This is a genomic window from Gluconacetobacter diazotrophicus PA1 5 (assembly GCF_000067045.1).
GTDB classification, from domain to species: Bacteria; Pseudomonadota; Alphaproteobacteria; order Acetobacterales; family Acetobacteraceae; genus Gluconacetobacter; species Gluconacetobacter diazotrophicus.
This window is the reverse complement of record NC_010125.1, coordinates 433,356-445,366: the sequence shown is the minus strand read 5'-3', so window position 1 is coordinate 445,366 and position 12,011 is coordinate 433,356. Positions and strand designations below refer to the sequence as shown.

At 64.1% G+C, this 12,011-nt stretch carries 13 protein-coding genes; all 13 read right to left on the bottom strand.

Going from position 1 to position 12,011, the window contains the following annotated elements; all coding sequences use genetic code 11:
- Positions 1-46: 46 nt before the first annotated feature.
- Positions 47-1,249 (bottom strand): cysteine desulfurase NifS, encoded by a 1,203-nt coding sequence (gene nifS / locus GDI_RS02085; RefSeq protein ID WP_012222844.1) that lies wholly within the window; start codon positions 1,247-1,249, stop codon positions 47-49.
- Positions 1,250-1,262: 13 nt separating this feature from the next.
- Complete coding sequence (gene nifU / locus GDI_RS02080) at positions 1,263-2,192, bottom strand: Fe-S cluster assembly protein NifU (RefSeq protein ID WP_012222842.1); 930 nt, start codon at positions 2,190-2,192, stop codon at positions 1,263-1,265.
- Between the two features lie 41 nt (positions 2,193-2,233).
- The gene (locus GDI_RS02075) at positions 2,234-2,554 is read right to left on the bottom strand and encodes a HesB/IscA family protein (RefSeq protein ID WP_012222840.1); all 321 of its coding nucleotides are present in this window, start codon (positions 2,552-2,554) and stop codon (positions 2,234-2,236) included.
- Between the two features lie 225 nt (positions 2,555-2,779).
- Positions 2,780-3,397, bottom strand: a complete 618-nt coding sequence (locus GDI_RS02070; protein WP_012222838.1) for a nitrogen fixation protein NifQ — start codon at positions 3,395-3,397, stop codon at positions 2,780-2,782.
- A gap of 18 nt (positions 3,398-3,415) precedes the next feature.
- Positions 3,416-3,700 carry a ferredoxin III, nif-specific gene (gene fdxB / locus GDI_RS02065; protein ID WP_012222836.1) on the bottom strand — a complete coding sequence of 95 codons (285 nt, stop codon included), beginning with the start codon at positions 3,698-3,700 and terminating at the stop codon, positions 3,416-3,418.
- A 4-nt stretch (positions 3,701-3,704) separates the two neighbouring features.
- Positions 3,705-3,914 carry a CCE_0567 family metalloprotein gene (locus GDI_RS02060; RefSeq protein ID WP_012222825.1) on the bottom strand — a complete coding sequence of 70 codons (210 nt, stop codon included), beginning with the start codon at positions 3,912-3,914 and terminating at the stop codon, positions 3,705-3,707.
- An 11-nt stretch (positions 3,915-3,925) separates the two neighbouring features.
- Positions 3,926-4,387: a NifX-associated nitrogen fixation protein gene (locus tag GDI_RS02055; protein WP_012222823.1), complete on the bottom strand. Its 462-nt coding sequence runs from the start codon at positions 4,385-4,387 to the stop codon at positions 3,926-3,928.
- A 2-nt stretch (positions 4,388-4,389) separates the two neighbouring features.
- On the bottom strand, positions 4,390-4,884 hold the full coding sequence (gene nifX, locus GDI_RS02050; protein WP_012222821.1) for a nitrogen fixation protein NifX: 495 nt from the start codon (positions 4,882-4,884) through the stop codon (positions 4,390-4,392).
- Complete coding sequence (gene nifN, locus GDI_RS02045) at positions 4,856-6,253, bottom strand: nitrogenase iron-molybdenum cofactor biosynthesis protein NifN (protein WP_012222820.1); 1,398 nt, start codon at positions 6,251-6,253, stop codon at positions 4,856-4,858. Before nifN ends, nifX begins: the two co-directional genes overlap by 29 nt.
- Before the next feature lie 11 nt (positions 6,254-6,264).
- Entirely contained in the window at positions 6,265-7,704 is a 1,440-nt protein-coding gene (nifE, locus tag GDI_RS02040; protein ID WP_012222818.1) for a nitrogenase iron-molybdenum cofactor biosynthesis protein NifE, read from the bottom strand.
- A gap of 70 nt (positions 7,705-7,774) precedes the next feature.
- Positions 7,775-9,310, bottom strand: a complete 1,536-nt coding sequence (gene nifK, locus GDI_RS02035; protein WP_012222816.1) for a nitrogenase molybdenum-iron protein subunit beta — start codon at positions 9,308-9,310, stop codon at positions 7,775-7,777.
- Between the two features lie 64 nt (positions 9,311-9,374).
- Entirely contained in the window at positions 9,375-10,874 is a 1,500-nt protein-coding gene (gene nifD, locus GDI_RS02030) for a nitrogenase molybdenum-iron protein alpha chain (RefSeq protein WP_012222814.1), read from the bottom strand.
- Between the two features lie 65 nt (positions 10,875-10,939).
- Entirely contained in the window at positions 10,940-11,836 is an 897-nt protein-coding gene (nifH, locus tag GDI_RS02025; RefSeq protein ID WP_012222808.1) for a nitrogenase iron protein, read from the bottom strand.
- Between the last annotated feature and the right edge of the window lie 175 nt (positions 11,837-12,011).

Here is a 12,011-nt window from a genome sequence, read left to right as displayed (position 1 = left end):
GCACAGCCTCCATACCGCCGGGCTTCATCAGGCCCGGCGCATCGCCCTAGGCATAAGTCGGTGCAAAGCCGGATTTCGCGGCGGCCGCGCCATCCCAGAAGGGGGACATTTCACGCAGTTTGGCGATGATGCCCGGCATGACGTCCAGAACGCGATCGACATCCGCGTCCGTATTTTCGCGCGAAAACGAAAAGCGGATCGCGCCGTGTGCCGCGGTATAGGGCACGTGCATCGCGCGAAGGACATGCGACGGCTCCAGCGAGCCCGACGTGCAGGCCGATCCCGAGGACGCCGCGATCCCGGCCTTGTTCATCAGCAGCAGGATGGCTTCGCCCTCGATGAACTCGAACGCGACATTCGCCGTATTCGGCAGGCGGTTTTCCGTATCCCCCGTGACCCAGGCGTTGCCGATCCGCTCCAGCAGCCCCTGTTCCAGACGGTCCCGCAGGGCGCGCACGCGGGTATTTTCCTCGTCGATGTGATGGCGGGCCAGTTCGGCCGCCACGCCCAGGCCGATGATGCCCGGTACGTTTTCGGTGCCCGCGCGCCGGCCGCGTTCCTGATGGCCGCCCCGAATCAGCGGACGCAGGCGTACGCCCCGACGCACATACAGCGCGCCAATCCCCTTGGGCGCATGCAGCTTGTGCCCCGAGAGCGACAGCATGTCGATTTCCGAATGCCGCAGGTTCATGGGGATCTTGCCCACCGCCTGCACCGCGTCGGTATGAAACAGCGCCCCGGCCTCATGCGCCACGGCCGCCAGCGTTTCGACCGGGAAGATCGTCCCGGTCTCGTTATTGGCCCACATGATCGAGGCGATCGCGGTGCGCGGCGACAGGGCACGGCGATAGGCATCGATGTCCAGCCGGCCGCGCGCATCGACGCCGATATAATGCACCCTGGTCCCGCGCGTCTTCTCCAGCCAGGCGCACAGCGCCAGCACGGCGGGATGCTCGACCGCGCTGGTCACGATTTCGTTGCGCCCGGCCTGGGTCTCCAGCGCCGAGAGGATGGCGGTGTTGTCGGATTCCGTGCCGCCGGCCGTATAGACGATCTCATGATCGAATTCCGCGCCCAGCAGGGCCTGCAGTTGCCGCCGCGCCGTGTGCAGGGCACCCCCGACCTCGGCGCCGAACGCATGCATGGACGATGCGTTGCCGAACTGCTCGGTAAAGAACGGCAGCATGGCGGACACGGCCGCCGGGTCGACGCGGGTCGTCGCGTTGTTGTCCAGATAAACCGCGTTCATGTCGCGCTCTCCTTCACTGCCCGGCCTGCACCGGAATGACACGCACCGGCGTGCCCAGCCGTTCGGCGATACGTCCCTGGATGCCCTGCACCGTCACGGCGGCCAGCTGGCAATTCACGCAGGCCCCGGTCAGCCGGACCATCACGCGGTTGTCCTCGACATCGACCAGTTCGCAGTCGCCGCCGTCGTTGCGCAGCGCCGGGCGAAGCTCCTCCAGCACCTCTTCGATGGCGCGGATCTTCTGCACGGTGGTCATCTTGCCGCCCGTACGCGCCGGGGGTGCGACCGGTGACGTCTTCTGCGCGCGACCCCGGACGGGCGCGGCACCGCCGGGCACGAAAGCCTGCACCGGGTCCAGAAGGCCCTCGGCCACCATCGCCGCATTGGTGCGTTCCAGCACGCCCTCCACGCCTTCGACGCAGGTGCCGCAACTGCCGGTCGCCTTGGTGAACTGGGCGACCTGCTCCATGCTGGTCAGGCCGTTATTGCGGATGGCGCGTTCGACCATGCCCTCGTCGACGCCGAAGCACCTGCACAGCAGCGCGCCGTCCTCGTGATCGTCTTCCCAGACTTCGCCGCGATAGTTCGCGACCGCCGCGCGCAGGGCCTCGTACCCCATGACGGAACAGTGCATCTTTTCCGGGGGCAGGCCGCCCAGGAAATCGGCGATGTCCTGGTTGCTGATTTCCAGCGCCTGGTCCAGCGTCTTGCCGATGATGATCTCGGTCAGGGCGGAGGACGAAGCAATGGCCGACCCGCAGCCGAAGGTCTGGAACCGGGCCTCGGTAATCCGTTCATCCTGCGGATCGACCTTGATCATCAGCTTCAGCGCATCCCCGCAGGCGATCGCGCCGACCTCGCCCACGCCGGAGGCGTCTTCCATCACGCCGGCGTTCTTGGGATTGAAGAAGTAGTCCTTTACCTTATCGGAATATTCCCACATCTGTATTTCCCTCCGTCAACGCCCGACCCTGCCGCGACAGTTCAGTTAAAGGACTTTCCGCAGGAACATTTCGATGCCGCATTCGGATTGTCGAACGAGAAGCCCGACTGTTCCAGCGTCACCACGAAATCGACCTTGGTGCCCTGCAGATGTGGCCCGCTTTCGGCATCGACGAAGACCTTGACGCCGTCGATGTCAACCACGACGTCCGAGGGTTCGGGCGCCGCGACCAGGCCCATCATGTATTTGAAACCCGAGCATCCACCGGATTCGACCATGATCCGGATTCCCTCGACCGGGGTCGCTGCACCGGCGATGGCCGCGCGTACCGCCTCACACGCGCTGGGGGTCATCTCAATCATCGTGAACTCCTTTTCCCGCGAATGTCTTCCGCACGGAAACCACGCAATCCGCGTGCCACGACAAAAGAGAAGGCCGAGGTTATTTTCCGGGGGCTGTCCTGTCCGATTTGCAACGTTGTCGGATTCCCGACGTGTCGGCATGGGGCGGACATGAAATCGCGGGCACGAAAAATCCCGGCGCGCAGGCGCCGGGATCCTTATCGGCCAGCGGCAGGAAGAGACCGGTCAGGCGGCGGGACGCCCGGCGGCCGTGCGCGCCAGAAGGCTTTCACCGTCCTCGGCCCCGAAACAGGCGTCGAAATCGTCACATTCGTCGCAGACCGGGGTCGAGCACAGGCGATAGCCCTCGTCCCGGCAGATCAGGCGGAAAAAGAACTTCTTCCACTTCATGTCGCCGGTGTTGCGGCGGGCCAGGGGTTCGAAATGCCGTTCCAGCATCCATGACAGTTCGCGCCGGTGACGAAGCCCCAGATCCTGCCACAGGTGATGCGGTTCCATGGCCCGGCGCGCGACCATGGCGGCAAGCCCGTATTCCCACTCCGAGCCTTCCGACGTTCCCCGGCGCAGCAGGTCGCGCAGGATGGATTCGTTTTCATCGGGGACCGGCGCCGGCAGGTCCGCCATCGTCTGAAAACGCGACAGCGCGCCCGGAAGCATCGCCCCCACCAGCGCGACGAGGTCCTGCCCCCCCAGGCCCACCAGGCCCGGCAGGGGCAGGCCGCGTTCACGCGACTGAATCAGCGCGATCGCAAGGATGGAGGCCAGGACGTGGACATCGAAACGATCGCATTCCGTACCCGTGCCCTGGGCCACCAGCCAGGCGTGAAGGTCCTCGGCCCGCATCGTCGCCTCCCTGTCTGTTCAGCCCGCGCCGTGCGCCTGGCAGTTGGTGGGGCAGACCCGCGCGCAGGCACCGCAGCCGATACACGCCCCCGCGTCGACCAGGGCCATCACCCGACGTTCCACGTCGTCATCGCCGTCGTCATCGTCGTCGACCAGTTCCCCTTCGTCGGTCAGGCCGCGCAGGGTCATGACGCCCCGGCCGCAGACCTTGAAGCACCGGCCGCAGCCGATGCACAGCGCCGGATCGATCGCGAGCAGGTATTCCGGCTGCCACGGCCGGCCGTCGCGTGTGACACTTCCCATCTCTCTATTCCTTCGTCGCGTCTTCGATCGCGGCCAGCGCCGCGCGTTTTTCGGTCAGTTCGGCAAAGGCCCGATGCGCCTGCGCGGCGATGTCGGGAATCGCCTGCCAGTTGACGGGCAGGTCCTCGGACAGATCGTGCAGATCCATCTTCGCCTTGGTGGCCCGGGCGGACAGCTTCTTCAGTTCCGCCTTCAGTTCCGCGATATCCGTCATGGTGCCCTCCGTCACGCCCGGGCCACTTCGGGAAACCGGTTGATTTCGGCCACCGCCGCATTCACGGCCTTCGCCCCTTCCGCCGCCAGGGCGGACAGGCTGTCGAAACCGAAGCGATGCACGTCGCGCAGGGTCTTCATGAAGACGACCAGCCGCCCGGTCGTCAGGATGACGCGACCGAATCCCTCATGGCTCATCTTCATCATCGGCGAGGCGATCAGCCCCGTCTCCTGCTCGATGGCGAGGCCGACGGCCTGGAAGAACGTCTCGACCCGCGCCAGCGTGTCGGGATCGGGGTCGCTGATCATCGGCATGGCCCGCCGCTCCTCCTTGCTGACGATATAATCGTCAAGGAGCATTTCATTCGTCTTGCGTTCCCAGGCCCCGTACATGTCCTCGGCACGGATCCGCCCGACCAGCGCCTTCATGAACGAGGTCGCCATCGGATCGTCAATCACACCGGCTTGCGACATCGTCAGTCCTCCTCATCCAGAAAATCCATCGAACGGGGTACGGCCGCCCCCATCACCTTGCGCAGCCAGGGCGGCGGGTTGCCCTTCATCATCGTCTGGACGCGTTCGATCACCGACGCGATGCTCTGCGGCGCGGGCAGCTTGACCGGGTGGATATGCGCGCCGACCACCTTCGCCGCCGCCGGACCGCCAATGGCCAGGACGAACAGCAGGTTGCATCCCGCCAGGGCATCGACCTTGGGGCCGATCCTGTCGTCGACGTCCACCTTGTGCGCGCCGGATTCGTCCGAGACGTCGTCGAACCCCACCGCCTCGACAAAATGGGCATCGTCCGGCGTCACGTCCCAGACCGCGAAGCGTCGGGCGGACCCGAAATGCGCGTTCAGCGCCTTCATGTCCTGGGTCGCGATCGCGATCCGCAGGCGCGGCACGACACCGGCGGCGGCACCGTCCCCGCCGGCTTCCGGTTCAATGAGCTGCAAGCGACGCGCTGTCATGCACTATCTCCTCGATCGTATGGGCGGACGGCACGTGGCCGAAATCGTCCGGCGTGTGCTCATGCATCTGGCCCAGGAACAGGTTGGCGACGCGGAAGATCAGGTCGCGCGTGCCGCGATATCCGATGGTCTGCGCGTGCGCGGTGCCCAGACGATCGAAAATGGGAAAGCCCACGCGCATCAGCGGAATGCCCAGGCGGTCGGCGGACTGACGGCCGTGACTGTGGGTGACCAGCAGATCGGCGCCCCCCGCCGCGTGGACCGCGTCTTCAAGATCCGTCAGGTCGCCCACGATGACGCTGTCCGCGGGAATGGAGTCCAGGTTCGGCGCATTGGACGTCGAGGCGACCGCGGCGACGATCCGTGCGCCCATTCCGGCAAAGAAGGCCGACAGGCCATACAGAAGATCGGGATCGGCGGCGATCGCGATGCGCTTGCCGCCGAAATGGAAATGACCGTCCAGCATCGCGTCCAGCAACTGGCTGCGCTGGCGGCGATAGCGCCCCGGCACCGCCCGGCCCGACAGGCGCGACAGCAGCGCCATCAGCCGGTCGTTGGCCGCAAGTCCCGTCAGGGTGGGAAACAGCGTGACCGGCACGCCGGTTACGCTGCCCAGCAGGTCGGCCGGCGCGCGCATATGCTCGCCGATGGCGATGGTGTGCACCGCGCGCGCCATCTGCGCCACTTCTTCCATCCGCGCGCCGCCCTGCGTGGTCGGGCACCAGTTCTCGGCCACATGACCGTCCAGCGATCCGGACAGGTCCGGCAGGATCACGGGATACAGGCCGAAGCTTTCGATCAGGTCCCGCAGCGCCTCGATGTCGGCCGGGGTCTGGTGCACGCCCGGCAGGACGTTGACCTGCTGGAACGACGTCACCGTCGGCGACCACGGGGCCACGACCGATTCGATGATCGCGCTGACGGCGGCCGCCCAGCCGTCCTCCAGCGCGCCGGCATAATCCGGGGTCGAGGCGAAGACGATCCGTGTATCCGCCAGTTCGGGCTGCCGCTGGAGGATCAGCTTCAGGTCGCCGGCATAATCCTCTCCCCTGGTCTCGACCAGTGCGGTCGAGGCGATGCCGATGAAGCGCGGCTTCATCCGCCGCTGCAAATTCAGCAGTGCCTCTTCCAAATTGCCCGCGGCCCCCAGGATGGTCGCGACCTCGTCCATCGCCGTGGTCTGCAGCGGGATCGCTTCCTTGTAATGGCGCACGGTCAGGACCAGCGCGAAGGACGTGCAGCCCTGCGAGCCATGGAACAGCGGCACCGCGCCGTCGATACCCAGATAGGCCAGCGCCGCGCCCAGCGGCGTCGAGGATTTCAGCGGATTGACGGACGCCGCCTTGCGCGGCTTCACGATGGTGGCCACGGACGAACTCCTCAGGACAAGGGGGTCAGGAACGGCGCGTCATCCAGGAACGCATCGGCATCGTCCTCCTCCCACGGGGCCGGGCGGCGGACATCCGCCCAGACCGGGTTGGACAGGGACCGATCCAGTTCACGCACCAGCGCCACCATGCCGTCATATCCGGCATAGGCCTGGTGCCGTTCCTGGTTGATATCCAGCCAGGGCACCCGGGCCTTCAGCGCCACGAACTGCGTCCGTCCGCCGGACAGCAGGATGTCCGCGTCGCCGCGCCGCAACTGGGCGTACATCTCCCGCGGCGGGATGGCGTCCACCATGTGGGCGTCGCCGCCCATCAGGTCCTTGATCTTCTGCTTGTCGTTATCGGTGGATTTCCGGACCGACGTGCCCACGACGACCATCCCGATCTCCTGCAGGGCGGAAACGATCGACCAGGATTTGACACCGCCGGTATAGAGCAGCACCCGCTTGCCCTCCAGCCGCGCGCGATAGGGGGCGATGGCCTCCCAGGCGCGGGCTTCCTCCTCCGCGATCAGGGCCTCGGCCCGGGCCGGCAGGTCGGCCGGCGCGCCACGGGCCACCAGCATCCCGGCGATGGCCCGCAGGGCGGCGGAGGTGTCCTCGATTCCGTAGAAAGATCCTTCAAAGTACGGAATGCCCCACCGTTCTTCCATCTTGCGCGCGACGTTGATCAGCGAGGTCGAGCACACCATCATGTTGACGCGCGACCGGTGCGCCGACGCAACCTCGCGATAGCGGGCATCGCCCGTCACGCAGGCATGGACCCGAATCCCCAGGGCCCGAAACAGCGGCAGGATCTGCCACAATTCGCCCGAAAGATTATATTCGCCAAGAATATTGATATCCGTGGGCGTGCTGATTTCGGGCTCCATCGTCCCGATCACATAATCCAGCAGCGCCTCGCCCGCCAGCTTGTTGCCCAGGTTCTTCCCGCCGACAAAGCCCGGGGCGTTGACCGGGATGCACGGCGTCGCCAGCTTCTGGCTGGCATGGGCGCAGACCGCGACGACATCATCGCCGGTCAGCGCCGGAACGCATGTGGAATAGACGAAGACCGCGGGTGGCGCATAGCGGGCGATGACGTCCTTGATGGCCTTGTACAGCCGCTTTTCGCCCAGCCCCATGACGATATCCATCTGCGACAGATCCGTCGTGGCGCCCAGGCGATACAGTTTCGGTCCGGAACTGGCGGCATGCCGGTTGTCCCAGCCATTGCCTTCGCAGGCCAGCGGACCATGGACCAGATGGACCGCATCCGTAATGGGCTGCAGCGCGATCTTCGCGCCGTCAAACGCGCACCCCCCCGCCGCCGCACCGGGCGTCAGCGGCTTGGAACACCCCTTCCTGCGCTCCTTTTCGCCCTTCGCCAGGTTCTTTTCACACCCTGGCTCGTTGAACAGTTCGGTAACCTTCGCCTTCAAAGCGTCGCTCATCGTCCTCTCCAACCCTCGGATCCGGCATCATGTAGGACGCCGGGCGGCACGGGACCGCCCGGCGTAGTGTTCAGCGCGTCAGGTCAAAGGAATAATCGGTGACGCCCGCCTGGATCGTATCGTCGTCAAGCTTGTCGAAGATCTTGTCCAGCAACGTCACCAGAACGCGCAGGGCGCCCTGATATCCCCAGACCGGGAAACGATGGTGATGATGCCGGTCGAAGATCGGGAACATCAGACGGATCAGCGGCGTGTCCGTATCGCGTTCCAGATACTTGCCATACGAATTGCCGATCAACAGGTCGACCTTTTCCGTCGCCAGCAGGGACCGCATATGCCACAGATCCTTGCCGCCCCACGCCTTGCACCCGACGCCGAACGGGGAACTGTCGAACAGTTCCTGCATCTGCGCTTCCCACGCCTTGCTGCCGTTGGTCGCCAGGCAGTGCTTCGGCTCGCCCCCGGTTTCCAGGATGAAGCGCGCCATGCCATAGACGAAATCGGGATCGCCGTAGATCGCGTACGTCTTGCCATGCAGGTAGGCCTGGCTGTCGGCCAGCGCGTCGACCAGGCGGCCACGCTCCATTTCCAGTTCCTGCGGAACCGGCTTGCCCGAAATCTCCGACAGTTTCTGCAGCAGGTCGTCCGTCGCCCCGATGCCCAGCGGGTAATGGAAGGACGCGGTCTTCTGCCCGAAGCTCTGGCAATATTCCAGCGTCTTCGGCGTGCAGTATTCCTGAAGCGAAATCGTGTAATCGGCGTTCACCGCATCACGCGCGGCCTCGATCTTCGTGCCGCCGTCATACATGCGGTACTCGCCATCCGACGGCGTATCGAACTGATCCGACACGTCGGACAGGATCGTGTACTGCACGCCCATCATGCCCAGGATGCGCTTCAGCTCGCGATTGTTGCCGACCGCGAAACCGTCGAACCCGGGGATGATGTTGACCGAACGGTTGGGGACCGGCGTCCTGCCCTTCCAGAAATGCTCCAGGATACCCTTGAGCATGTTGTCGTAGCCCGTCACGTGGCTGCCGACGAAGGCCGGGGTATGGGCGAACGGAACGTCAAATTCCTCGGGGACGGACCCCTTGCCCTTGGCCGTCTGGATGAAGGCGTGCAGATCGTCGCCGATGACCTCCGCCATGCAGGTCGTCGACACCGCGATCATCTTCGGGTCATACAGCTTGTAGGTATTCGCCAGCCCGTCCACCATGTTGTTCAGGCCGCCGAACACCGCCGCGTCTTCCGTCATGGACGACGACACGGCCGATGACGGCTCCTTGAAATGGCGGGAGAGATGCGAACGATAGTACGCGACGCATCCCTGCGAGCCGTGCACGAAGCTCATGGTGCGCTCGAAACCCGAGGCCACGAAGACGGCGCCCAGCGGCTGGCAGGCCTTGGCCGGATTGACCGACAGGGATTCGCGCGCGAAATTTTTCTCGCGGTACTCCCAGCTCTTGGTCCAGTCGGCGATCTCGACGACCTTGTCCGCCGGAGGCATGTTCTCCAGCTTCGCTTTCCCGGCCAGCATCTCCTGATATTCCGGTTCGCGGAACAACGGTGCGTGATCGAGAATCTTATCGACATTTTGAGGCATGATCTTACCCTCTGTCCTTTACCCACCCGCGTGCGCCATACGGCACGCCGGCTGCGTTATGGCCTCAGGCGGCGTTTTTCCACGGAGCCTTGAACATGCTCCAGACCGGATTATTGATGGCAAGATCCATGTCACGGGCGAAGATGGCGAAACCATCATAGCCATGATACGGGCCCGAATAATCCCATGAATGCATCTGACGGAACGGGATGCCCATCTTCTGCACGGGATATTTTTCCTTGATGCCCGATCCGACCAGGTCCGGACGGATGCCTTCGATGAACTTCTCCAGTTCATACCCGGTGACGTCGTCGTAGATCAGCGTGCCTTCCCTGACGTAGTGTCCAGTGCGCTGATAGTCGTCGTTGTGGCCGAATTCGTAGCCAGTGCCGACGATTTCCATGCCCAGGTCGTTATAGGCATTGACGACGTGGCGCGGACGCAGGCCGCCGACATACAGCATGACCTTCTTGCCCGCCAGGCGCGGACGGAACTTCTCGATCACCGCATCGACCAGGGGCTGGTATTTCGCGATGACGCGCTCGGCGCCTTCCTGGATCTTCTCGTCGAACAGGGCCGCGATCTTGCGCAGCGATGCCGCGATCTGCGACGGGCCGAAGAAGTTATATTCCGTCCAGGGAATATTGTACTTTTCTTCCATATGCCGGCAGATATAGTTCATCGAGCGATAGCAGTGAATCAGGTTCAGCTTCGCCTTGGGCGCGCGCTCGATTTCGGCCAGCGTCGCATCGCCGGACCAGTTGCCCACGACGCGCAGGCCCATTTCTTCCAGCAGGATGCGTGACGACCAGGCATCGCCGCCGATGTTGTAGTCACCGATGACGTTGACGTCATAAGGCGTCGTCTCGAACGCCGCGTGCTTGTCCTCGCCGTCGAACACCCAGTCCCGGATGGCATCATTGGCGATATGATGGCCCAGCGACTGCGAAACGCCGCGGAAGCCCTCGCACCGGACCGGCACGATGGTCTTGCCGATTTCCTTCTTCTTCTTGCGCGATACCGCCTCGATGTCGTCGCCGATCAGGCCGATCGGGCATTCGGACTGCACCGAAATTCCCTTGGCCAGCGGAAAGAGCTCATCGATTTCGTCGATGATCTTTTCCAGCTTCTTGTCACCGCCGAACACGATGTCCTTTTCCTGGAAATCGGACGTGAACTGCATGGTGACGAACGAGTCGACGCCGGTATTGCCGATATAGTAGTTGCGGCGCTGCGACCACGAATACTGTCCGCAGCCGACCGGGCCATGGCTGATATGGACCATGTCCTTGACCGGCCCCCAGACCACGCCCTTCGATCCGGCATAGGCGCAGCCGCGGATCGTCATGACGCCCGGCACGGACTTCACGTTCGACTTGACGTCGCATTCGCTCAGCATCACGCCTTCTTCGCCGGCGTCCTGCGCCTCGGCTTCGGCTTGGCCGGCGACGTTCAGATGCTTCTGCCGGCGCTTGCGGGCCTTGTCCGGGTATGCTTCCAGCACTTCCGCGATCAGGCGAGCGTGAAACGCGCTATCGTTGGTCTTGTCTTCATCCAGACTCATTTTCTGGTCCCCTTCGTGGAAGTGGGAAACAATGCCCGGCGGCTTACCCGCCGGACATTCAGGCATCAGGCCAGCGCTGCCGCGGCCTTGGCCTCCTTGGCGGCCAGTTCGGCCAGGGCTTGTTCATCGGTCTTCATGATGCCGAACTCGAGCAGCATGTCTTCCAGCTCTTCCATCGTGATCGGCGTGGGCACCGTGCCCTGCCCGGAATTCGCATGGATCTTCTGCGCCAGCGTCCGGTATTCCCCGGCCTGCGCGGAATCCGGCGCGTACTCGATCACCGTCTGCTTGCGCAGTTCCGCGTGCTGGACGATGTTGGCACGCGGCACGAAATGCACCAGCTTGGAATTCAGCCGCTTGGCCAGCGCGTCCGCCAGATCGTATTCGCGGTCGGTCTGACGTTCGTTGCAGATCAGTCCACCCAGGCGCACGCCGCCGGAATGGGCGTATTTCAGAATGCCCTTGGCGATGTTGTTGGCCGCGTACAGGGCCATCATCTCGCCCGACATGACGATGTAGATTTCCTGGGCCTTGTTTTCGCGGATCGGCATGGCGAAGCCGCCGCAGACCACGTCGCCCAGCACGTCGTAGGAGACGTAGTCGACATCGTCATAGGCGCCGTTTTCCTCGAGGAAGTTGATCGAGGTGATCACGCCGCGTCCCGCGCAGCCGACGCCGGGCTCCGGCCCGCCGGATTCGACGCACTTGATGCCCTTGTAGCCGATCTTCAGCACGTCCTCGAGTTCCAGGTCCTCGACCGATCCGGCTTCCGCTGCCAGGCTCAGGACCGTATCCTGCGCCTTGGCGTTCAGGATCAGGCGGGTGGAATCCGCCTTCGGATCGCAGCCGACGATCAGGATCTTCTGGCCCATCTCGACCAGTGCGGCGAGGGTATTCTGGGAGGTCGTCGACTTGCCGATTCCTCCCTTTCCATAAAAGGCGATTTGGCGAAGCTTGCTCATGATGGCGTCCTGTTTTCCGATAGATCGCATCGCGCGGGCCGCCAGGCCCGACACACAGGACATCCGCAAACGCCATGCCACACGCCGGATCGGGGATCTTTTTCCTTTTTCCGCCATATCGGACATGATTCTGGCGGCTTTGTGCGAAGCCTGACAAAACCGCCAAACGTGCGGC

Bases quoted from the DNA above. Each gene is read 5' to 3' on its own strand.
- nifK (WP_012222816.1), bottom strand. From the start codon at position 9,310: ATGCCTCAAAATGTCGATAAGATTCTCGATCACGCACCGTTGTTCCGC.
- nifU (WP_012222842.1), bottom strand. From the start codon at position 2,192: ATGTGGGAATATTCCGATAAGGTAAAGGACTACTTCTTCAATCCCAAG.
- GDI_RS02055 (WP_012222823.1), bottom strand. From the start codon at position 4,387: ATGTCGCAAGCCGGTGTGATTGACGATCCGATGGCGACCTCGTTCATG.
- nifX (WP_012222821.1), bottom strand. From the start codon at position 4,884: ATGACAGCGCGTCGCTTGCAGCTCATTGAACCGGAAGCCGGCGGGGAC.
- nifS (WP_012222844.1), bottom strand. From the start codon at position 1,249: ATGAACGCGGTTTATCTGGACAACAACGCGACGACCCGCGTCGACCCG.
- GDI_RS02060 (WP_012222825.1), bottom strand. From the start codon at position 3,914: ATGACGGATATCGCGGAACTGAAGGCGGAACTGAAGAAGCTGTCCGCC.
- nifD (WP_012222814.1), bottom strand. From the start codon at position 10,874: ATGAGTCTGGATGAAGACAAGACCAACGATAGCGCGTTTCACGCTCGC.
- fdxB (WP_012222836.1), bottom strand. From the start codon at position 3,700: ATGGGAAGTGTCACACGCGACGGCCGGCCGTGGCAGCCGGAATACCTG.
- GDI_RS02075 (WP_012222840.1), bottom strand. From the start codon at position 2,554: ATGATTGAGATGACCCCCAGCGCGTGTGAGGCGGTACGCGCGGCCATC.
- GDI_RS02070 (WP_012222838.1), bottom strand. From the start codon at position 3,397: ATGCGGGCCGAGGACCTTCACGCCTGGCTGGTGGCCCAGGGCACGGGT.
- nifE (WP_012222818.1), bottom strand. From the start codon at position 7,704: ATGAGCGACGCTTTGAAGGCGAAGGTTACCGAACTGTTCAACGAGCCA.
- nifH (WP_012222808.1), bottom strand. From the start codon at position 11,836: ATGAGCAAGCTTCGCCAAATCGCCTTTTATGGAAAGGGAGGAATCGGC.